Source organism: Gluconacetobacter azotocaptans (assembly GCF_014174355.1).
Classification (GTDB): Bacteria; Pseudomonadota; Alphaproteobacteria; order Acetobacterales; family Acetobacteraceae; genus Gluconacetobacter; species Gluconacetobacter azotocaptans.
This window is the reverse complement of the sequence record NZ_JABEQF010000001.1, coordinates 191,852-213,368: the sequence shown is the minus strand read 5'-3', so window position 1 is coordinate 213,368 and position 21,517 is coordinate 191,852. Positions and strand designations below refer to the sequence as shown.

Here is a 21,517-nt window from a genome sequence, read left to right as displayed (position 1 = left end):
GCGATGGCCGGCCTCAGGCCGGCTGCACGCGCCCGGCCGCCCGTTTGACCAGTTGTCGCAATCCCGCCGGCAACACCAGGCGGAACGAGATACGCCCCAGCAACACGGGATAGCGGACCGGCGAGACCAGCTTCGCCGCGTCGCCCAGGCGGCCATGGACCGCCAGGCGCGTCGCGGTCGCCATCAGCAGGTCGGCCATTTCCGCCCGATTGTCAGCCGTCATGGGCAGGGGCCGATCCCGCAATGCGCGGCGAATGAAATCGCAATCGGTGCCATCCAGTTCATAAGGCCGATAGAGGGCAAGCGCCGCCAGCTTCAGGCCCGACGCCAGCGCCAGCCATGACCGTTCCTCGGCCGTCAGGCCCGCGCATCCGGCCCGCAGGAAGTCGTCCAGCGTGACCGACGCCTCGCGCTGGCGCAGCGCGTCGGGCGTGAAGACCAGATCCGGCTGGCCGGCCCGCCGCCGCCGCGCCGACAGGGCCGCCATCTGGGACCAGAACGCCAGCGACCGGCCGTTGCGGATGGACCGGCTTGAAATACTTCCGGCATGCACGCGGTACGATCCGAAGCTCTCGTCGATGTTCCGCAATGTGCCGATTTCGGACAGGCGCCAGTACAGGTCGCTGTCCTCGGCGACCGCCAGGCTGCGATAGCCGCCCACCCCGTCGAACGCCGCCCGCCGCATCAGCAGGAAGGGCTGCGGCAGATAAGGCTCGCGCGCGGGCGCCCCGGCCGGATCGGCAGCCTCTACCGACGCCAGGCGTACCCGCCCGCCGGTCGGCCGGCCGTCGGCGTCGATATGCATCCCTCCACCCGATACGGCGACGCAGTCCGGATGGTCCTCCAGATAGCGCATCTGCCGCTCCAGGCGATCGGGGGCCGCCAGATCGTCGGCATCGTGTCGCGCGAGGAACGGCGCGCGGCATGCCTCCAGCCCGTGGGACAATGCCGCCACGATCCCCTGGTTGGCCTGTGTCACCACCTTGATCCGCGCATCGTCCCGGGCCAGTTCGGCCAATATCCGGCCCGTCTGGTCGGTAGAGCCGTCATTGACGACCACGATCCGGATATTCCGGACGGTTTGGCGGCGCAGGCTGTCGATCGACGAGCGGATCGTCCGCTCCGCTTCATAGGCGGGAACCAGAACGTCGATAATCGGGTCCGTCATTGCACCATGCCTTCCATCGCGCCTGTCACCGGGAAAGATATTTCTGCAATACCGCCATTTGCGGCCGGTCGGTTCCGTTCTTCGGTTCCAGCGTATACATATATTCACCCCATAGCGGCCCCGCTGCCCAGTAGGTCCAGCCGGTCCACACGTCGGTATTCGCCGCCAGATAGGCGCCGACCTGGTCCAGGTCCTGCAGGCATATATCGTTGCGGCCGACCCCGAATTCTCCCAGGAACCCCTTGTGTCCGGTCTGGCGCAGCCAGGCGGTGAACGGCGCCAGACGGCCGACGACCTGGCTTTGGGGAATGCAGTCGGGACTGCGCCCGGAACTGTCGGCATCGAAATATTCGTGAACCTCGTACAGCAGGGCATGCGCGGGGTCCTGCAGGGACTGCAAGGCCGGTCCGTTCACCGTGGCGAAATTATGCGCGGCATCCCACGAAATACCCGACACCAGAATGGGGGTTTTCGCCCCTGCCCCCCGGATGCCCAGGATGGCCTGCTGCTGGATGTCGCGCCAGGCGTCGGCCGAATGCAGTTGCGGCTCGTTCATCAGGCCGAACATGACGCCCGGGCTTTCGCCGAACGCTACGGCCATGCGGGTCCAGAAATCCCTGAAATCGGCTGACGTCACCGGGTCCGTGCCGATCGGCACGCCGCGATAGCGGCCGTAATCATGCACGTCGATCACGACTTTCGCGCCGGACCGGTCCGCCTCGGCGATGAAATCGCGCAGCCGGCCCAGGTAAGCGGGGTCCAGCGCGCCTTGGCGCACGGGCTGCAAGCGTTCCCACAGCACCGAGATCCGGAAGATGTTCATCCCCTTCCCCCGGAAATATTCGACCTCGCCGGGTTTGGGAAACAGATAGTCGTAGCCATAGCGGCCGGGAATCTTGTTCGAGGAATAAGCCGCACCCGCCAGGTTTACCCCCTTGTACTCCTGCGCCAGGCTCGGCGCGGACAGGCCCACCATCAACGACAGGGTAGCGGCACAGCGCAAATATGTCAGGATACGCATGGCATTTCCCATATATCAGGATCAGGCCGCGATTTCGGTCATGGCGGACATGATCGGACGACGGGCCGCAAAACGCGGGCGCGCGGACGCGCCATCCGACGCAGCGTGCCCGGCCTCGGTCGTTCCGTAGAGGAACCACAGCAGGGCCGCCGTCTTGATCGTGAAAACCGATGCCCCGATGCACAGCGACGTCGCGAAATAGACCGACATCATCGCCTTCATGATCTCGCCCTCGCGCGAGCGTGGGGGCCGAAACGCGAACAGGCCCAGATAGAACAGCGTCAGGATCGCCCCAAGGTTGTTCAGGACATAGGCATAGCCGGTATCCGACGTGTAGACCTGCGACGGCGCCATGCCGAACCATTGCCCGACATGCCAGTAGTCCAGCAGGCGGCCGGAAAAGATCAGCCGGCCGGACAGATCGTCCTTCAGGATGGCCGGCAGCACGCCCGGCAGTTCGTGAAACGAACCGACAAGCGTCAGCGCCGTCGCCACCAGCAGCGGCAGCAGGAACGTCACCAGCGCCACCCGGCACAGCGGCGTCAGCCGCAGCATCAGCATCAGCGCGCAGCACCCCGATGCGAAACGGGAATCGGCCAGAACGAAACACAGGGCCGCCAGGATGTACAACACCACACAGCGCCGGCCAGGCTGGTTTCTCGAGACACTGAGACACCATGCGAACACGACGGCGGAAAAATTTCCCAGCGAATCAGGTTCCAGAAAGATGGACGAGACACGATGCGGCCCGAAGACGGATTCGAAGAAAGTACGGCCGGCGCCCGCCCCCCGGTTGCCGCTGAGAAACAGATTGGTATTGCTGTAATTTACCGTGTCGCTGGAAATGACGCCCTTCTGGACGTAATAGTCCCAGATATTGAAAGCCTGTGCAAAAGCCTGGGTAAAGACCAGCTCGACGAAGCCGACGACCAGGACCATGACCATCAGGACCCAGATCGTCGAACGCGCCGTGCGTTCGGACGCCATGCGGCCCAACTGATAGAAAATGTACATGATCCCGAAGTCATGCAGGATCTTGAAGCTGATCGCGGGATTGACCAGCTTCGCACCGGCCAGGAAGGCGAAGGTCACCGCCATGATCCAGATCGCATTCCTGTCGATCCGGTTTCGGATCATGTAGAATCCGACAGCCATGATCGTGAGTTCCATCGCCGCGATCTGGGCGTTGCCGACATGCAGCCAGCCCCGGGTGGCGACGAAGCACAACCAAAGGTTGAATGAGCCACCCGCGATCACCAGATATTTTCCGCCCCGCGGGTCGCCCGCCGTCGCCAGCACACGGCCTGGGGTTGCATATGCGATCGTCATGATTCGCGCTCGTATTCCATGCGGGCGGACGGCATCGGCCGTGGCGCGGCATCGTTTCGCCAACCGGTCGCCGGTGTCACGGGATGTTCGATGCGGCGCGCCAGTCCCCGTCCGATATTATGCAGCGGCAGTTCCACCCATCGATAGGTCAGGCTGGACACCGCCACCGTCACCCCGATGGTCAGCACCGCCAGCAGGCCTTGGCTCCATCCCGGATGAGCCAGCAGGGGGGGCAGGCCCATCCACTGCTGCATCAGGTCGAAGACCAGCAGCAGAATGGGCAGGTGCAGCAGATAGATGCTGTAGGACCATTCGCCGACCCGGACGGCCGTCCGGCTGGTCAGCACGCCGAAGGACCGGCCCGAGGCGTAGAGGTCGCGCACGATGACGAATGCGGCCAGGGTCTCGATCACGTCATAGATCTGTTCCGGCACGGCATGACCGCCCAGGGCCAGACGGTCGTACATCAGCACCAGCGTCGCCGCCACGGGAATCAGCGCCGAAGACGCCCAGCCGATCCGCGGCATCAGCGGGATCAGTGCCCCCAGCGCGAACGCCAGGCCGAAATTCAGCCCGATCTCCGACGGCATGGGCACCAGCGCCATGGCGAACAGTCCGGCCAGCGCCCAGCCCCGCAGGCGCCGGGCACGCATCAACAGCAGAATGCCGGGAAAGAGGATCGAGAAGATCAGCTCGACCCGCAACGACCACATCGGGCCGTTATAACGGGTATAGGCCCCTACCAGCGCCAGCCCGACATGCGCGGGCGAGAGTGTGGAGGCCAGATTACGCGCCAGCCAGTCGACATAGACCCCGATATCCATCGAGGCACGAACGTATGTTGTAACAACAATCGAGAAAAGGACCGATACCCAAAGCAACGGATAGATGCGCAAGGCCCGCCTGACATAGAAGCCCGCGACGGTCTGCCAGTCGAAGGTGACGACCCGGCGCAGCGACAGCGACAGGACGCAGCCGCTGAGGACGAAGAACAGCAACACCGCGCCCTGGGCATTGAAGGCATAGGTGACCAGGTCGCGCACCCAGTGCCGATGCGGCGATGGCGGCAGCGGATCATAGCGGATGGTCTGGATCACATGTCCGACCAGAACGACCAGGCACGCCACGCCACGGATGGAAGTAAGCTGTTGAAGATACGTTTTTTCCGACCGCGCCTCAAACAGATGATCCGACATCCGCCCATCCTTCCGCCAGAGCAAATCCGTTGGCCGGCCGCTGCCCGAGCACGGCAGCGCGCCACATCACGCAACGGGTCCCGCCCGCCGGAAAAGAGACCTGAAATATGGATCTTGCTGAAAAATACGGACCGGAATGCAACCCGACCAGCACCTTGCCGGGCGCGGCCCTTCATCCGGCCGAAATCAGCCTTATCCTCATCCTGCGGCGCCTAGCAAGCACAACCTCGCGTCCCTGGAAAAATTTCCGGAAAATGCAGAATCCGTAAGGTGCGCCCCATCAGGCCCATCAATTCGTCAAAAAAAAGCCTCATTTCCCGTCCGGATAGCGGGTGACCCTTTTTGGTTTGCAGGATTCGATTTTCTTGCGTTTTTCTCGTTTATCCCTTAAACGTTTCGGCATTACGCGCTTCCGATGCCGGACGCCCCGTTTTCTATCTGAGCAGATACTGCGTCCTTTTCGGCGCGGCCCGTAAAGAAGAAGAGGCAGACCGAGCGCATGACGAATTCACTTGTCATATCCGTGCATGATTATCGGTCCCGCCGGAAGGCGAGCGTCCATTTCATTACGTCCGAACTGGCGAAGCGTGGGCGGACACGGTTCTTTTCCATCGGTCTCAGCCGGTTATCGGAACATCGGGGCGACACGCGCACCGATCTGGCCCCCCGGGCCAATCGGGTCGAGGTCTTCGACCATGTCGAATGTTTCCTGTGGCGAACAAGCTGGCATCCGTTCAACCTGCGCCGCCCTGCCCTGGCACGGGTCGAAGAATCAATGTTCTGGCTCTATCGCAGGCTCATTCCGCGCATCCCACGCCAATGGCTGCGCGAGGCCGACACCATCTTCATTGAATCCGGCATGGCGCCGGTGTTCATCGAGGACGCGCGGCGCCTGAACCCGACCGCCAGGATCATCTATCTGGCGTCCGACGATCTGGACGTCGTCGATTGTGCCGAAACCATCAAGCGACGGTTCCGGGCCAATTTCGACAGCATCGACACCGTTCGGCTGCCGTCGCGACTGCTGCGCGACGGCATGCCCCACGAACGGTCCTCGGTCTTCGTGCCGCAGGGCATCGACCGGTCCCTCGCTCAACGGCGCTACGTCGACCCCTACGGCACGCGCCGCGGGTGCGTCTCGGTCGGGTCCATGCTGTTCGACGCGACCTTCTTTTCAACCGCGGCGGCGGCGTTTCCGGATATCGACTTCCACATCATCGGGGCAGGCAAGGCAGCGGCGGGCCTCTCGGCCCCGAACATTATCGTCCATGACGAAATGCCGTTCGAACAGACACTGCCCTTCGTCCAGCACGCCGCCTTCGGCGTGGCGCCCTATCTGGACCGGCAGACGCCCCGCTATCTGCTCGATACCTCGCTGAAATTACGTCAGTTCGGACTGTTCGGCATACCGGCGGTCTGTCCGGAATTCGCCCGGGGCGACCAGCCCGGGCGCTATGGATATGTGCCCGGCGACCCGGCATCGATCGCACGCGCGGTGGACGCCGCCCTGGCGCACGACACCCCGATCGACACACCCATGCTGGGCTGGGACGAGGTCGTGGACCGCATCATGACCCCCCACGCCTATTCCGACACCAGGATCTGATCCCGCCCGGCGGCCCGACCCATCGGTCCGACCACGACAGGAAGGAATGAAGGATGCTCCAGAGGACCGGCGCCGTGACGGATTGTCCGACAGTGGGTATCTACCGGACCGAGATCCTGCCGCTGTCCGAAACCTTTGTACGGGACCAGTCCCTGGCCCTGCAACGGTGGAAGCCGGTCATGATCGGCGAACGCCTGGTCGACCGCCTGCCGTTGGACGGGCTGGCGGCCCGGACCCGCTATAGCGGCCCGGCGACGCTGCCCCAGCGCGCCCGCAGCCTGCTGGCCCGCACGCTGGACATGGCGCCCCCGGGCCTGACCCGGATCGCGCGCCATGTGCGGCCGTCGCTGATCCACGCCCATTTCGGGTTCGACGGGGTCGAGGCATGGCATCTGGCCCGCTCGCTGTCGGTCCCGCTACTGGTGACGCTGCACGGGGCCGACATCACCACCCATATGGACTGGTTCGCCGCCGGACGGTCCGGTCGGCGCTGGAAGGGCTATCCTCGCCGGCTGGAACGGCTGGCGTCGCGGCCCGAGGTCAGTTTCGTGGCCGTGTCCGATCATATCCGTGACGCCGCGATCGCGGTGGGCCTGCCGGCGGACCGGGTCCATATCCGCCATATCGGCATCAATCCCGGCCGCTTCACCCCCCAGGACCCGTCGCCCGGCCGCCGGCCGCCGGTGATCCTGTTCCTGGGGCGACTGGTCGAGAAGAAGGGATGCCGGTTCCTGATCGAGGCCTTCAGCCGGATCGGCCGCACGCTGCCGGCCGCGCAGCTGATCGTCGCGGGCGACGGCCCCGAACGCCCGGCGCTGGAGGCACAGGCCGGGACGATGGGCAACGTGGTCTTCACCGGCGCGGTGTCGCGCGACAGGGTGCAGGCGCTGATGGGTCAGGCGCGCGTCTTCTGCCTGCCCAGCATCACGGCCACCAGCGGCGACGCCGAGGGCCTGCCGCTGGTGCTGCTGGAGGCCCAGGCCAGCGGCGTGCCGGTCGTCACCTCGGCCCGGGGCGGCGTGACCGAGGGGATTGTCGACGGCCAGACCGGCTACGCCTTTGCCGAGGGCGATGTCGATGCCCTGGCCGACCGGCTGCTGGCGGTGCTGACCGACGACGCCCTGGCCGACCGGCTGGGCGCCGCCGGCAGCGGCTTCGTGCGCCAGCAGCACGATATCCGGCATTGCACCGACGCGCTGGAAGACCTGTACGACCGTCTGGCGGGGGTACGCGCATGACGGATGCCCTCGCCATCACCGTCATCATACCGGTCTTCAACGCAGCGCCCTTCGTCGAACGGGCAATCGGCTCGGTGTTGGCGCAGAGCCTGCCCGCCGCCGAGATCCTGGTCGTGGACGATTGCTCGACCGATGCGACGCGCGACATCGTGGCGACGCTGGCGCTGCGCCACCCCAATGTGCGCCTGCTGTGCATGGCGGCGAACGGCGGCCCATCGGCAGCGCGCAACACGGGCATCGCACAGGCGACGGGCGACTGGATCGCGATCCTCGATGCCGACGACGCCTATGGCCCCGACCGGCTGGCGGCGCTGGCGGGCCTCGTCGCCCGCGACCCGGCGGCCGACATCGTGGCCGACGACCTGCTGTACTACGACGCGGCCGCCGCTCGGACGACCGGCCGCGCCCTCGGCCCCCGCGCCGTGCCCGATGGCCCCGTCGGCGTCGAGACCTATCTGGCCCACAATCTGGCCGACGGTCGCGGCCCCGACTGGGGATTGCTGAAGCCGATGATCCGGTGCGCCTTCCTGCTTTCGTCAGGTGTCCGCTACGTCACCGCGCAACGCCATGGCGAGGACTTCACCTTCATGGTGACCCTGCTGCTGCATGGCGCGCGCTTCCGGATGCTCGACGCCGCGCATTATCTCTACACCCAGCGCGAAGGGGCCGTCAGCCGCAAGGCGTCGGACATGACGCGCACCACCATCGCCTATGGCGCGCTGGCGCGGGCCGCCATCGACCTGACCGGTCACCCGGCCATCCGGGCGACCCCGGGCCTGGCGGCCCTGCTGCTGCGCCGGGCCGAGGGCCTGTCCAGGCTGGACGACGCGCATTTCTTTTCACAGGCGATCCGTCGCGGGGCCGTCGGCGCCCTGGCGGCGCGGGCGCTACGACGGCCGTCCTTCGTCCCGCGCATCGGGCGACAGGTCGGCCGCGCACTCCACCGCCGCATTGCCATCTGGCGGTCGGCATGACCGGGCCGGCGCGGCCCGGCGGGACGAACAACATCTTTGACAGGAGTGGATCATGCAGATCGCGATGATTGGTGGTGGCTATGTCGGGCTGGTGTCGGGGGCCTGCTTCGCCGAATTCGGCACCGACGTGGCCATCGTCGAGACCGATCCCGGCCGGCTGGCGGCGTTGCGCGAGGGTCGGATTCCCATCTACGAACCCGGGTTGGACAAGCTGGTCGCCGACAATGTGGCCGCCGGGCGCCTGACCTTCGGCGACGACATCGAAAAGGCCGTGCAGGGGGCCGAGGCCATCTTCATCGCCGTGGGCACGCCCACCCGGCGTGGCGACGGCCATGCCGACCTGCGCTATGTCTATGCGGCGGCCGAACAGATCGCCAAATGCATGAACGACTACGCCGTGGTGGTCACGAAATCGACCGTCCCAGTCGGAACCGGGCGGCAGGTGTCCGACCTGATCCGCCGCGTCCGGCCCGACCTGGATTTCGACGTCGCGTCCAACCCGGAATTCCTGCGCGAAGGCAACGCCATCGGCGATTTCATGCGCCCGGACCGCGTCATCATCGGCACCGACACCACCCGGCCCGGCGGGGGCGAGCGCGCGCGCGAAATCCTGCGCCGGCTGTACCGGCCGCTCTACCTGATCGAGGCCCCCATTCTGTTCACCGGCCTGGAAACCGCCGAACTGGCGAAATACGCGGCCAATTCCTTCCTGGCGATGAAGGTGACCTTCATCAACGAGATCGCGGACCTGTGCGAGAAAGTCGGGGCCGAGGTCCACGACATCGCGCGCGGCATCGGCCTGGACAATCGTATCGGCCGGAAGTTCCTGCATCCGGGCCCGGGGTTCGGCGGTTCGTGCTTTCCCAAGGACACGCTGGCCCTGGTCCATATCGCACAGGACGCGGGATCGCCGATGCGCCTGATCGAAACGACGGTGGACATCAACGACGCGCGCAAGACACGCATGGCCGACCGCATCATCGCAGCCTGCGGCGGCAGCGTATCGGGCCTGACGATCGGCGTGCTGGGCCTGACCTTCAAACCGGAAACCGATGACATGCGCGAGGCTTCTTCCATTCCCATCCTGCACCGGCTGGCTGCCGCTGGAGCCAGCCTCCGCGCCTTCGACCCCGCCGGCATGGTCCCGGCCCGCCCCCTGCTGCCCGAGGCGACGGAGTACTGCACCGACCCTCTGGATGCGGCGGCCGGCGTGGATGCGCTTGTCGTGCTGACGGAATGGAACGAATTCAGGGCCCTGTCGCCATCCAAGCTGCGCGACGTGATGAAAGGCAACGTCATCGTCGACCTGCGCAACATCTGGGACCCGCAGGCCATGCGGGCGCATGGCCTGAGCTACAGTTCCGTGGGCCGCCCGTAAGACCGCATCGGGCGCGGGTGCGGGCGGTTGCGTTTCATCCCGTGCCCGACGCGGATTCTGAATTTCCCGTCACAAAAAGGTGGACAGAGCTGCAATTCGGTCCCTATTGTCGCCTTATTCTGACATGTTTCAAATAAGGCCTCCGGTTTTGGGAGGCGAACATGTCGCGATGGTCTTGAAGATAGTAAGTCTCCAGTCCGGAACATAATTCCGAAGATTCGAGTCTTTTTCATAAACCCATTGCATATTATTGCGTTTTATAACACCAGATGCGCATGACCGACCGCGATACGCGGAAATCGGATTCGGAGGGGTGCGCGTTCAGCGCGCCGTTCCCAAGAACAATACATGATGATTCATGAAACGTTTGAAATCTTCGTCTTAAAAAAGACGTTTTTTGGCCCTTAATTCCGGAGCGATCGGAACGGTCGTCATCGGCGGCGGCGCGCCCCAGGAGGTCTTCGCATGAGCGAATCATTCGGCCGGTTGCAGGACGCGATCAGCCTGTCGAACGACGGCCTTGTGGATGAACCCCAGCCGTCGAGGACGACCGGCGCCGGATCCTACCCGTACCATCACCCGGTCATGGCCGGCGTGACCACCAGCCTCGACGTCTTCGGCGTTCTTGGCGCGACCATCCTGTGCACGCATGTCGAACCGGCCATCCTGATGGGGAACGGGCATCTGGCCCTGCCCCTGGCCGATCTGATGTCGGTCCTTGGGTTCCTGATGATCCCCAAGAAGCGCTCCCTGCTCTATATTCCGAACATCCTTCATATTTCAGCGCAGATTCGATATCTGGCCCCCCCGCTCGTGATCGGCGCGCTGCTGCATTTCGTCGTTCTGTACATGCTGCACCGGCCCACGGCCCAGATCATCGCGCTGTCCCTGATCTGGCTCGGGATCTGTACCGCGACCTTGTTCGTGTTGCGCGGCGGCGAAATTCTGATCCTGCAACATCCTTCCGTCACGCGCCATCTGGCCCGGAATATTGCCGTCATCGGCAGCGACGAGGTCGCAACCAAGGTCGCGGCCCGCGTCGCCGAGGAAGCCGGCCCGACCTACCGGATGATCGGTGTGTTCGACGACCACGATACGGCGCTGGATTCCACCGTCACCGACGGCACGCTGGACGACCTGATCGCGCGCAGCCGGGAATCCCGCCTGCATGCGATCATCCTTGCCATTCCGCCCAGTTCCGACCCCGTCGACCATGTCGCCGAAATCAGCTGGCGGCTGCGCAGCGTTCTGTCGGACGTCTATGTGATGCCCAATGTGGTGCACGGCATCGACGTGCTGCTGCCCATCGAACGCCTGGGCCCCTTCGCCCTGCTGGTGTTGCAGCGCCGGCCGCTGTCCGACTGGCAGATCGTGCGCAAGACGATGCTGGACGTGGTTCTGGGCGCCATCGCCCTGGCACTTCTGGCCCCGCTGATGGGCATGATCGCGATCGCCATCAAGATGACCTCGCCGGGGCCGGTATTCTTCCGGCAGCCCCGTCTGGGCTACAACAATCGCAACTTCATGGTGTTCAAGTTCCGCAGCATGTACACCGACATGTCCGACGTGATGGCCGCGAAGCAGACATCGCGCGACGATCCGCGCGTGACCCGGATCGGCAAATGGCTGCGGCGGCTGAGCCTGGACGAGCTGCCGCAGCTTCTGAACGTCCTGCGCGGGGAGATGTCCCTGGTCGGCCCCCGCCCCCATGCCCCGCATACCCGTGCCGACGGCATGCTGCTGGACGACGCATTGGCCGAATATGTCATCCGCCATCAGGTCAAGCCGGGCATCACCGGCTGGGCGCAGGTCAACGGCGCGCGCGGCGAACTGGTGACATTGGACGACCTGCGCCGGCGCGTGGAGTACGACCTGGAATACATGCAGAAATGGTCCCTGCGTTTCGACCTGAAGATCCTGGCTCTGACCGTCCTGCGCGAGATTTTCAGCAAACATGCCTTCTGACGTGATCTCCCCCCCGGCGCGCGACGCGCTCATGCCCCGCGATGCGTTCCCGCAGTTCGATGCGCTGCGCATCATGGGGCTGCGTCTGCTGGACATTCCGCGCGACGCGCTGGCCGACACGGTTGTACAGGCCGCGCGACGGGGCGGCCGGATGCTGATCGTGAATGCCAACGCGCATTGCGTCGTCCTGTCGCAACGCGAACGCTGGCTGCGCGACCTGTTCGACCGGGCGGATATCGCATTCTGCGACGGCGCGGGCGTCCAGCTTGCCGCGGCGTTCCTGATCGGCCGGCGCCCCCATCGTACGACCCCGCCGGAATGGATCGGTCCCGTCCTGCAACAGTTGGGGCGCGACGCATCGCTGTTCTGGCTGGGCGGGACGCAGGACACCGCGGAGCACGCCGCCCGCACCTACGAACAGCGCTACGGCGTCCGCACGGCGGGCGTGCGGAACGGATTTTTCGATGCCCGGCCCGGATCCGCGGACTCCGAGGACATCATCCGGCAGATCGCCGCCTCGCGCCCGACCCTGCTGCTGGTAAATATGGGAATGCCCCGGCAGGAACGGTGGCTTTACGATCACTGGGACCGGCTGCCGCCAACCATCGCGATTACGGCCGGGGCCCTGGTCGATCACGCGGCCGGCCGCGTCCGCAGGCCCCCGCGATGGGTCGCCAACCTGGGCCTGGAATGGCTGGTCAGGCTGGTGCGCGAACCCAGGCGGCTGTGGCGTCGTTACCTGCTGGGGCTGCCGGTCTTCGGCCTGCATGTCCTGCGCTGGAAAATCCGGCCCGAACGGCCGCAAGCCTGACGCCCCCCCGCCGACCTGGCCACGCGAGCCCCTTTTTCCTGAAATCGAGACCCGCATGAACGAACGCCTGTCGACGATCACCCTGAGCCAGCGCGACGGCAGGACCATCATCCTGCATGGCCTGCGCCTGCTGCGCCGCTATCACCGCCTGTTCCTGGCGGTCGGGATCGGCACCGTCATCGTGGGATGCGGGGCAACGCTGTCGCTCAGGCGGTCGTTCGTGGCCACCGCCACGGTCGTCGTTTCGCCGACCGGCAACGATCCGGTTGGCAATCGCGGCGGGCAGCAGGCCGAAAGCCTGAGCGATGACGAACTGGCCACCCAGGCGGGGCTGCTGCAATCGCGCGATGTGGCCGCCGCCGTACTGCGCAGCCTGCCGCCATCGGCCGGCCGGGCCGGATTCAGCCTGAAAGGCATGCTCTGCGCACACGGCCTGCACCTGGCCTGCCCGAAGGCGGCCAAGGCCGATCCCGCCGCCGAGGCCCAGGCGCAGGTGGACAGGCTTCTGGGCGCCGTCACGATCGCGCCGATGCCGCGGTCGCGCATCATCAGCATCACCGTGAACGCCGATGACGGCCAACGCGCCGCCGATCTGGCGAATGCGTTCGTCGTCCAGTACCAGCAACTGGCCCTGGACCGGCAGCGGGCGGACCTGAACCGCACGGCGGCATGGGTGGACAGCCGCACGGCGCAATTGCGCGAACGGTGGCTGGAGGCCGCGACCAAAGCCAGCACATTCAACGCCACGCACAAGCTGTCGAACACCGGCGACGGTGCCGGCAACGGCCCGCTGATCGAACGGGAAATGTCGGAAACCGCCGTCAGCCTGACGCAGGCCCAGGGCCGCCTGGCGGCGGCCGAGGCCCGGGCCGACGCCCTGGCCCGCGCCAGCACGCGCGGCGAGGCCCGGGCGCTGGTCACGCTGACCCAGCAGCCGATCCTGGTGGCGACCGCGAACACGCTGCAGCAACTGGACAGCGCGCGGATGCAAAAGGCCGCCGCCCTGGGGCCGCATCACCCCGACCTGGCCGGACTGGACCGGCAGATCGCCACCACGCGGGCCAGCCTGGCCGCCGAAACGCACGCGGCCCTGGCCTCGATCAACGAGGACGCGATGTCCGCCCGCGCCGAGGTCGCCCAACTGGCCCACGACCTGGACCGGTTACGCCAGGAGGCCAGCAGCCAGGGCTCGCCCCAGGCGGAATATCGCATGCTGACACAGGAGGCCCAGAGCGCGCGGGAGGTGTACGAAGCCTTCCTGGAACGGTCGAAGGAACTGGTCGACCGGGTGGCCCTGCTGCAACCGCCGGTCACCTTCGTCTCGCACGCCGCGACCCCCGACAGCGCGACCTTCCCCAACCGCAAGAAGCTGCTGATGGGCGTCATCGTGCTGTCGCTGGTGGCGGCCGCCGGGGCGGTGTTCCTGCGCGACCTGTTTTCGTCGGGCTTCGGCGAGGTCGAACAACTGCGCGCGCTGGTCGGCCTGCCGCTGCTGACCGCCATCCCCCGCATCGCCGGGCGCGACCGCCGGTCGGTGCGGCGCCATGTGCTGGACAACCCGTTTTCCCCGGCCAGCGAGGCCGTGCGCAGCCTGCTGGCGCAATTGTCGCTGTCCGCGCCGAAGACCACCGGCCGGGGACGGGTCATCGTCGTCGCCTCGGCCTCGACCGGCGAAGGCAAGAGTTCGCTGGCAGCGTGGCTGGCGGGCCTGGCGCGCACAGGCGGCCAGCCGGTGTTGGTCATCGACGGCGACCATCGCGAGGGCACGCCCGGCCGCGCCCCCCTTCGTCCCGGTCTGACCGAACTGCTGGCGGGCGAGGCGTCGGTCGCGGACGTGGTGCGCCCGGACCTCGAAACCGGCGTCGATTTCCTGCCCGCCGGCGCGCCCAAGCTGTTTCCCTTCGACACCACGGAAATCGCGCGCCTGCGCGACATGCTGAAGGAACTGGGTCGGTCCTACAGCCTGATCGTCATCGACAGCCCGCCGCTGCTGGCGATGCCGGACGGGCTGGTCTACGGCGCGCTGGCTGACCAGACGGTCTTCGTCTGCCGCTGGCTCAGCACCTCGCGCAGCGCCGTCCTGTCATCCATCGAGCGCCTGCGCTCCTACGGCGCTCATGTCTCGGGCGTCGTCGTTTCGATGGCCGAGGAGCACGCGACGGCGAATCCCGGCGCGCGATACGGCCGCCAGGATACGCAGCGCATTGCCCTGCATTACGATTCGTGAGGGGTTGATATTGAAAATTCTGCATATCGTCCGCCAGTTCAGCCCGTCGGTCGGCGGGCTGGAGGATTCGGTCCTGAGCCTGGCGCGGATCCAGCGGGAAAGCCTGGGCATCGACGCGCGGGTGCTGACGCTGGACCGGGTCTTCGGCCAACCGGACCGCCTGTCGCCGACCGACATCGCGCAGGGCGTGCCGGTCCGGCGCATCGCCTGGCGAGGGTCCACCCGCTATCCGATCGCACCGGGCGTCTTCCGCCATCTGGCCGACGCCGACCTGGTGCATGTCCACGCCATCGATTTCTTCTTCGACGCCCTGGCGCTGACGCGGTGGCTGCACCGCCGGCCGCTGGTGGCCTCGACGCATGGCGGCTTCTTCCACACGCAGGCGCTGCATGCCATCAAGGCGCTGTGGTTCGGCTCGGTCACCCGTGCCTCGGTCCGTGCCTATGACCGCATCGTGGCATGCAGCCACAGCGACGCCCTGATGTTCGACAAGGTGGCGCGCGACAGGCTGACGACCATCGAGAACGGCATCAACCAGGATAAATTCCGCAACGCAGCCTCGCGCAACCCGACGCGGACCATCATCAGCTTCGGCCGGTTTTCCCGCCACAAGCAGATCGACCGGCTGTTTCCCCTGCTGGCCCACCTCCGGGCCGAAGGGGCCGACTGGCGCCTGATCGTGGCCGGCCGCCCCGCCGACCAGACCGAACAGGACCTGGCGGCGGCGGCCCAGGCAGCCGGCGTGGGTGACGCCGTGCGCTTCATCATCGGGCCGACGGATACGGAATTGCGGGCCCTGCTGGGCCAGGCCAGCTATTACGGCTGCCTGTCGCGGCACGAGGGATTCGGACTGGCCGCCGTCGAGGCCCTGTCGGCCGGGCTGATCCCGATCGTCAGCGACATCGTGCCGTTTCGCCGCCTGGTCACGCAGACCGGCATCGGCATCATCGGTTCCGCCGAAGACACGGACGGCATCGCCCGGGACGTTTTGGCCGCCCATGGCGACGACCATGTGCGCGCGGTGCGCGACCAGGCCGTTGCGGCGGCGGCGGCCTATGACTGGAACGATGTCGCGCGGCGCTATGCCGACGTGTACCGCGACGTCCTGACCCGTGCCGGGCAGGATCCGGCGCCGATCCGGGCGATGCCCGATGCGGCGCAGCGGGGCACCCTGTCCTGATGCTCGGGCGACCGTCGGCGAGAGGCCGATTCCGCCTGGCCGTCCTGGGGGTTGCGGCCCTGCCCTGCCTGCTTGCGGCGCCGTCGGCGCGGGCGCAGTTGATCTCGCAATATTTTCCGGTCGATCTGCCGGGCTATACCGCCCCGGACCTGGCGGATACCGTCACCATGCGCCAGTTGCTGCAACACCAGGCCGCCGGCATCCATGTCGGCAGCTTCGTCGTCCGACCCTCGGCCGCGTTCAGCGCTGGATACAACACCAACACCCTGGCCACCCCCAACACCCAGAGCGCCGAGCTGGACACCAACGGCGGCCTGCGGATCAATTCGGACTGGAGCCGCCATGCGCTGGGCGTGTTCGCCAGCGTGAGCGACCGGCGCTTTCCCGAAATCCCGGCGGCGAACTACACCAACTGGACGACCGGCGCCGGCGGTTCGTTGTCCCTGGGCCACGACGCGCTGTCGGCGGGCTATACACATTACGGGCTGCACCTGAATTCCATGGATCTGGGGAATTTCGGCGTGTCGCGCCCGGTGCCCTACATGGCCGACGATTACCGCCTGACCTATACCAAGTTGTTCGGGCGCTTCAGCCTGATTCCGTCGGCGATCTACCAGGATTTCTCGTTCGGCAAGGCAACAGGGGGCGGCATCGACACCGATTACGGCAGCCTGAGCCACCATCTGGAAACCGGCATGCTGACATCGCGCTTCGAACTGTCGACCGGCAACGCCGCCGTGCTGATCCTGCGTGCCTCGGCGGCGCAGTTCGTGCCGACCCAGGGGGGAACACCGAATGACTATGTCGATGGGGCGGCCTTCGCCGGGCTGGACCTGAATACGGATTCGGTGGTCCGCTACCGCCTGCTGGCGGGGGGCGAGACCCGCCATTTCACCCGCAGCCCGGCCCCATCCGTCACCACGCCGACATTCGAGATCGACACGATCTGGACTCCGACCCTGCTGGATACGGTCACCGTGTTCTTCTATCGCCGCATCATCGATCCGACCTCGCCCTTCGCGCGCAACCAGACGGTGACCGACGGACGCATCCAGATCGACCACGAACTGCGCCGCAACATCGTGCTGCGCGGGTTCACCGAGGGCGGCATGAGCGTCACCGGGCAGACCGTGGCCGGCACCCGGTCACGCACCCAGACGCTGTTCAAATTCGGGGCGTCGGTTAACTGGACGGTGAATCGCTACCTGACCGCCAGCCTGTCCTTCAGCCATGTCAACAACTATTCCCACGGCGGCCAGGCGCCCGACCCGCTGTTCAACGACCGGAGGTCGACCTTTGCCAGCAACTATGTCGCCATCGGGCTCAATTTTGCCGAATAGCCATCATGACCGGAGGTTGAAGATGACCGCGCAGAAAGATCGTCCCCACACGGCCCCATCGCCGCGCCGCACCCGTTGGCTCGGTGTCGGCGTGCTGGCGATTCTGCTGTCGGGATGCGCCGGCCAGCTTCCGCCCCTGCCCCCGCCCGCCCCCGGCCCCTACCGTCTGGGCGCCGGCGACCAGTTGCGGGTGCTGACCTATAACGACCTGCAGCTGAGCAACAGCTTCACCGTCGGCGACAACGGCCAGATCGCCTTTCCCCTGATCGGTTCGCTGCAGGCATCGGGCCTGACAACCCACGAGTTGCAGGCGCTGATCGTGGACCAGTTGACCAGCAAGGGCATCCTCAACCGCCCCAGCGTCTCGGTCGAGGTGACGCAGTACCGGCCGATCTTCGTGCTGGGCGAGGTCGCCCACCCCGGCCAGTATCCCTACATGCCCGGCATGACCATGCTCAGCGCCGTCGCGCTGGCCGGCGGCTATACCTACCGCGCCGTGACCGACCATGCCGGCGACGTCCGCAGCGACGCGGGCGGGTCCGGCCGGACGATCGAAGGCCGGGTGCGGCGCGATTCCCTGCTGCAGCCCGGCGACGTCATCACTGTCTACGAACGGTATTTCTGACGCCTGGCGGGCCGTCAGTGCCCGCCGAACGCCGGCAGGTCGTCATCTTCCGCGATCGCGGACAGGTCGGGCGTGTCCATCGCGCTGCGCACGCCCCACTCGCAGAACAGCACCGACACCGCGGCCACCACCGCCAGGTCCCAGCCATAAGGGATCCAGCCCAGCCCGCCGAACGGCCGGCTGCCGACATAGGACAGGGCGGCGATCGTCGGCAGGTAGGCCATGAACCAGACCGCATGGCGGCAGGCGACGCGATGGCGTTCCCAGCCGTCACGCCTGCGGAACCAGGCATAGACCGGCAGGAACATCAGCAGCAGGAGGATGATGTCGCCGCTGAGCGGCCAGCGCGCCCAGTACAGCAGCAGCGACGAGAACGCGAACGCCAGCGCGCCGGTGACGCGCATTGCCGGCACCCGGACCGGACGCGCATGCTCCGGCATGCTGTAGCGTAGCGACACCGCTGAAATGGGGATCATCAGGTAGGAAATAATGGTGCAGACCGAAATGACCGACGCCAGGATGCCCCAGCCCCGGAAGAAATAGAGAAACGCGAACGACACGCCCAGGTTGAACCACAGGGCCGGGCGCGGCACGCCGTACAGCGGATGGATGCGGCCCAGCACCGCGGGCATCGTCCCGTTGCGCTGCATGCCCAGCGTCATGCGCGCGCTGGTCGCCATGTCGGTCGTCCCCGTGCCGCTGGGCGAGACGAAGGCATCGAAATACAGCGCCATCGCCAGCCAGTTGAGGTTGAAGGCAATGGCCAGCTCCGCGAACGGCGAGGAAAACGACAGGCCTGCCCATCCCCCGGCGCCGGGCCGCACCGCGCCCAGATAGGCGAACTGCAGCAGCAGGTACACGACCGTCGCGATCCCGACCGAACCCAGGACCGCGAAGGGGATGGTCCGGCCCGGATCGCGGACCTCGCCCGCCAGGTTCAGCGGGCTCTGGAACCCGTTGAAGGCGAAGACGATGCCCGAGGTCGAAACCGCCGTCAGGATACCCGACAGGCCGTAGGGCATGAAGCCGCCGACATCGGTACCGACCACATTGCCGGTATGAAAGCTGCTGACCATCAGGGCCACGGCCGTGGTGGTGGGCACGATGATCTTGAACAGCGTCACCAGCACGTTGACGCGGGCGAACAGCCGTATCCCCCACAGGTTGAGCAGGAAATACACCACGATCAGGGCCGCCGCCACGGCCAGGCCGGGCGACGTCAGCTCGCCGCCCGCATAGAGCTGCCGCGCCCAGGGATAGGACCACGAACTCATGTACTGGACCGAGGCCTCGGCCTCGATCGGGACCACGCTGACGATCGCGATCCAGTTGGCGCTGGCCGCCATGAAGCCGATCAACGGCCCATGGGTGACGTTGGCGTACCGCACCATCCCGCCCGCCACCGGGAACATCGCGCCCAGTTCGGTGGCGACGCCGGCGATGACCAGGGCGATGAACGCCCCCAGCAGCCAGGCCAGGCTGGCGGCCGGCCCAGCCGTCGCCGCCGCGCGCTGGGCACCGAACAGCCAGCCCGACCCGATCATGGCGCTGAGCCCGGTGAACAGCAGTTGCCAGGGGCCGAGGGCGCGATTCAGATGGGATGACACGTCTGGACGACTCCTTGCGAACGAAGATGAAGGCGGGGCGAACGAAGTTGAAGGCAGGGGCCGGCGGCAAAGGATGACACCGTTCCGAAACCGGATCGACCGGCATTACGATATTCTGCCGGTCCCGTCACGGGTCACGGCTCATCCCAGGGCCTCGGTCAGCATTCCGCCCAGCAGGGTCATGCCGCGCACGATCGTGTCCTCGTCCTGCGTCGAATAGCTGATGCGGGCATGATTGGCGCGCCCGGCGACCGGGAAGAAACTTTCGCCGGGCACATAGGCCAGCTTCGCGCGCGGCAGCATGGTTTCGGCCATGAAGCGCGCCGCGTCGAAGCCGGCCGGGAAGGTCAGCCACGTGAACATCCCGCCCTGCGGCCGGGTGAAGGCGATGTGCGGCGGAAAGCACGCCTCGATCGTGCGCAGCATCACGTCGCGCTTGCGCCGATAGGTTCGGCGGATGCGTTCGACATGCGCGTCGAGGTCGTACCCGTCCAGAAAGCGCGACACGACCTCCATCGCCAGGGTACCGCACTGCGTATCGCCGGCCAACTTCAGCAGGCCCAGCCGCTGGATCAGTTCGTCGCCGGCGATGGCCCAGCCCAGCCGCAATCCGGGCGCCAGCAGCTTGGAAAAACTGCCCAGGTGAATGACGCGCCCGTCGGTATCCAGGCTCTTGAGCGTGGGCGGCGCCTCGCCCTCGAAGCGCAGGGCGCGGTAGGGTGTGTCCTCCAGCACCAGCAGGTCGAATTCCCGTGCCAGTTCCAGCAGCCGGCGGCGACGCGGCAGGCTCATGGTCACGCCGGTCGGGTTCTGGAAATCGGGCACGGTGTAGAGGAATTTCGCGCGCGGCCCGGCCTGCAGGACGCGCAGCAGGTCGTCGGTGTCCATGCCCTGGTCGTCCATCCGGACGGCGCGATAACGCGGTTCGTAGGGGGCGAAGGCCACCAGCGCGCCCAGGAAGGTCGGGTCCTCGGTGATGACGACGTCGCCCGGATCGAGCATCATCTTCGCCACCAGGTCCAGACCCTGCTGGCCCCCGTTCAGGATCAGGACCTGATCGGCATCGCACGCGATCCCGTCGCGCCGCGCCCGTGCCGCGATCTGGGCCCGCAGCGGCGCGATGCCGTTGGAGACGGTATATTGCAGCGCCGTGGCGCCCCGGGCCTCCAGCACGTCGCGGAACAGGCGGGACAGCGCATCGGTGGGAAACAGCGAGGCGTCGGGATACCCCCCACCGAACGAGATCACGTCCGGGTCGGCGCCCAGGCGCAGCAGTTCGCGGATGGCCGACGGCCCGACGTGCTGCATCCGGCTGGCAAACTGGAACGTCATGACCCCATCCCGCGCGCGACAACCGAAACGGACCCACACCGTTTCGCGAGCACGCGCCTTATAGGATCCTGCCCCCGTTGGCTACCCGACGGGGCAGGACGGCCCGGATCAGCCCCGCAACAGCCGTGCGGCCGCCACCATGTTCGCGATCGCCGGACGGACCTCGGGCCATGTGCGGGTCTTCAGGCCGCAGTCGGGGTTGACCCACAGCTGATCGCCGGCCAGCCGCCCGGCCGCCGCCGACAGCAGGGCGACCATTTCCCCGACGGCAGGTTCGCGCGGGGAATGGATGTCGTAGACGCCCGGCCCGATTTTCGCCGGATAGCGATGATCGACGAAGGCATCGAGCAATTCCATCTTCGACCGCGCTGTCTCGATCGAGATGACGTCGGCATCCATCGCCACGATCGCGGCAATGATGTCGTTGAATTCGGAATAGCACATATGGGTGTGGATCTGCGGCGCGCAGAACCATGACGGGCCGGATTAAGAGCGTCCGCGGAAACCGAGTCAATATAAT

General features: G+C 66.5%; 16 protein-coding genes and 1 pseudogene. 10 read left to right on the top strand and 7 right to left on the bottom strand.

The annotated features are described in order from the left end of the window. Positions 1–13 precede the first annotated feature (13 nt). From HLH34_RS00995 to HLH34_RS00980, 4 genes are read right to left on the bottom strand one after another with little or no spacing between them, the layout of a single operon-like run. A complete protein-coding gene (locus HLH34_RS00995) occupies positions 14–1,168 on the bottom strand; it encodes a glycosyltransferase family 2 protein (RefSeq protein WP_183117719.1) in 1,155 nt (384 codons plus the stop codon). A gap of 25 nt (positions 1,169–1,193) precedes the next feature. After that, positions 1,194–2,189, bottom strand: a complete 996-nt coding sequence (locus HLH34_RS00990; protein WP_183117718.1) for a glycoside hydrolase family 5 protein — start codon at positions 2,187–2,189, stop codon at positions 1,194–1,196. Between the two features lie 21 nt (positions 2,190–2,210). Further along, the gene (locus tag HLH34_RS00985; RefSeq protein ID WP_244959535.1) at positions 2,211–3,518 is read right to left on the bottom strand and encodes a polysaccharide polymerase; all 1,308 of its coding nucleotides are present in this window, start codon (positions 3,516–3,518) and stop codon (positions 2,211–2,213) included. Beyond that, complete coding sequence (locus HLH34_RS00980; RefSeq protein WP_183117717.1) at positions 3,515–4,714, bottom strand: acyltransferase family protein; 1,200 nt, start codon at positions 4,712–4,714, stop codon at positions 3,515–3,517. The genes HLH34_RS00985 and HLH34_RS00980 overlap by 4 nt, the downstream gene beginning before the upstream one ends. 499 nt (positions 4,715–5,213) lie before the next feature. On the opposite strand from HLH34_RS00980, the gene HLH34_RS00975 reads away from it, so the two are divergent. The 10 genes from HLH34_RS00975 (at position 5,214) to HLH34_RS00930 (ending at position 18,058) form a co-directional block, all read left to right on the top strand. Then, the gene (locus tag HLH34_RS00975) at positions 5,214–6,320 is read left to right on the top strand and encodes a GumK N-terminal domain-containing glycosyltransferase (RefSeq protein ID WP_183117716.1); all 1,107 of its coding nucleotides are present in this window, start codon (positions 5,214–5,216) and stop codon (positions 6,318–6,320) included. Positions 6,321–6,373: 53 nt separating this feature from the next. Further along, positions 6,374–7,558: a glycosyltransferase gene (locus HLH34_RS00970; protein WP_183117715.1), complete on the top strand. Its 1,185-nt coding sequence runs from the start codon at positions 6,374–6,376 to the stop codon at positions 7,556–7,558. Next, complete coding sequence (locus HLH34_RS00965; protein WP_183117714.1) at positions 7,555–8,532, top strand: glycosyltransferase family 2 protein; 978 nt, start codon at positions 7,555–7,557, stop codon at positions 8,530–8,532. The genes HLH34_RS00970 and HLH34_RS00965 overlap by 4 nt, the downstream gene beginning before the upstream one ends. A 52-nt stretch (positions 8,533–8,584) precedes the next feature. Continuing rightward, the gene (locus tag HLH34_RS00960) at positions 8,585–9,910 is read left to right on the top strand and encodes a UDP-glucose dehydrogenase family protein (RefSeq protein ID WP_183117713.1); all 1,326 of its coding nucleotides are present in this window, start codon (positions 8,585–8,587) and stop codon (positions 9,908–9,910) included. A gap of 465 nt (positions 9,911–10,375) precedes the next feature. Then, positions 10,376–11,875 carry an exopolysaccharide biosynthesis polyprenyl glycosylphosphotransferase gene (locus HLH34_RS00955; RefSeq protein WP_183117712.1) on the top strand — a complete coding sequence of 500 codons (1,500 nt, stop codon included), beginning with the start codon at positions 10,376–10,378 and terminating at the stop codon, positions 11,873–11,875. Between the two features lies 1 nt (position 11,876). Beyond that, positions 11,877–12,686: a WecB/TagA/CpsF family glycosyltransferase gene (locus HLH34_RS00950; RefSeq protein ID WP_264784208.1), complete on the top strand. Its 810-nt coding sequence runs from the start codon at positions 11,877–11,879 to the stop codon at positions 12,684–12,686. Positions 12,687–12,741: 55 nt separating this feature from the next. Next, the gene (locus tag HLH34_RS00945; protein ID WP_183117710.1) at positions 12,742–14,913 is read left to right on the top strand and encodes a GumC family protein; all 2,172 of its coding nucleotides are present in this window, start codon (positions 12,742–12,744) and stop codon (positions 14,911–14,913) included. A gap of 10 nt (positions 14,914–14,923) precedes the next feature. After that, the gene (locus HLH34_RS00940; protein WP_183117709.1) at positions 14,924–16,093 is read left to right on the top strand and encodes a glycosyltransferase family 4 protein; all 1,170 of its coding nucleotides are present in this window, start codon (positions 14,924–14,926) and stop codon (positions 16,091–16,093) included. Next, positions 16,093–17,433: an outer membrane beta-barrel protein gene (locus HLH34_RS00935; RefSeq protein ID WP_183117708.1), complete on the top strand. Its 1,341-nt coding sequence runs from the start codon at positions 16,093–16,095 to the stop codon at positions 17,431–17,433. The genes HLH34_RS00940 and HLH34_RS00935 overlap by 1 nt, the downstream gene beginning before the upstream one ends. A 22-nt stretch (positions 17,434–17,455) precedes the next feature. Then, on the top strand, positions 17,456–18,058 hold the full coding sequence (locus tag HLH34_RS00930; protein ID WP_183117707.1) for a polysaccharide biosynthesis/export family protein: 603 nt from the start codon (positions 17,456–17,458) through the stop codon (positions 18,056–18,058). A gap of 14 nt (positions 18,059–18,072) precedes the next feature. Here the strand turns inward: HLH34_RS00930 and HLH34_RS00925 are convergent, their stop codons facing one another. The 3 genes and pseudogenes from HLH34_RS00925 to HLH34_RS00915 all read right to left on the bottom strand — a co-directional run. Then, on the bottom strand, positions 18,073–19,665 hold the full coding sequence (locus HLH34_RS00925) for an APC family permease (RefSeq protein WP_183117706.1): 1,593 nt from the start codon (positions 19,663–19,665) through the stop codon (positions 18,073–18,075). Positions 19,666–19,806: 141 nt separating this feature from the next. After that, positions 19,807–20,997, bottom strand: a complete 1,191-nt coding sequence (locus HLH34_RS00920) for an aminotransferase-like domain-containing protein (protein ID WP_183117705.1) — start codon at positions 20,995–20,997, stop codon at positions 19,807–19,809. Between the two features lie 108 nt (positions 20,998–21,105). Next, positions 21,106–21,453: pseudogene (locus HLH34_RS00915) on the bottom strand (5-methyltetrahydropteroyltriglutamate--homocysteine S-methyltransferase); the annotation flags it as partial. Positions 21,454–21,517: the final 64 nt, after the last annotated feature.

Coding starts and splice junctions, on each gene's coding strand:
- HLH34_RS00935 (WP_183117708.1), top strand. CDS start 16,093: ATGCTCGGGCGACCGTCGGCGAGAGGCCGATTCCGCCTGGCCGTCCTG.
- HLH34_RS00965 (WP_183117714.1), top strand. CDS start 7,555: ATGACGGATGCCCTCGCCATCACCGTCATCATACCGGTCTTCAACGCA.
- HLH34_RS00990 (WP_183117718.1), bottom strand. CDS start 2,189: ATGCGTATCCTGACATATTTGCGCTGTGCCGCTACCCTGTCGTTGATG.
- HLH34_RS00960 (WP_183117713.1), top strand. CDS start 8,585: ATGCAGATCGCGATGATTGGTGGTGGCTATGTCGGGCTGGTGTCGGGG.
- HLH34_RS00975 (WP_183117716.1), top strand. CDS start 5,214: ATGACGAATTCACTTGTCATATCCGTGCATGATTATCGGTCCCGCCGG.
- HLH34_RS00945 (WP_183117710.1), top strand. CDS start 12,742: ATGAACGAACGCCTGTCGACGATCACCCTGAGCCAGCGCGACGGCAGG.
- HLH34_RS00995 (WP_183117719.1), bottom strand. CDS start 1,168: ATGACGGACCCGATTATCGACGTTCTGGTTCCCGCCTATGAAGCGGAG.
- HLH34_RS00920 (WP_183117705.1), bottom strand. CDS start 20,997: ATGACGTTCCAGTTTGCCAGCCGGATGCAGCACGTCGGGCCGTCGGCC.
- HLH34_RS00980 (WP_183117717.1), bottom strand. CDS start 4,714: ATGTCGGATCATCTGTTTGAGGCGCGGTCGGAAAAAACGTATCTTCAA.
- HLH34_RS00955 (WP_183117712.1), top strand. CDS start 10,376: ATGAGCGAATCATTCGGCCGGTTGCAGGACGCGATCAGCCTGTCGAAC.
- HLH34_RS00930 (WP_183117707.1), top strand. CDS start 17,456: ATGACCGCGCAGAAAGATCGTCCCCACACGGCCCCATCGCCGCGCCGC.
- HLH34_RS00970 (WP_183117715.1), top strand. CDS start 6,374: ATGCTCCAGAGGACCGGCGCCGTGACGGATTGTCCGACAGTGGGTATC.
- HLH34_RS00985 (WP_244959535.1), bottom strand. CDS start 3,518: ATGACGATCGCATATGCAACCCCAGGCCGTGTGCTGGCGACGGCGGGC.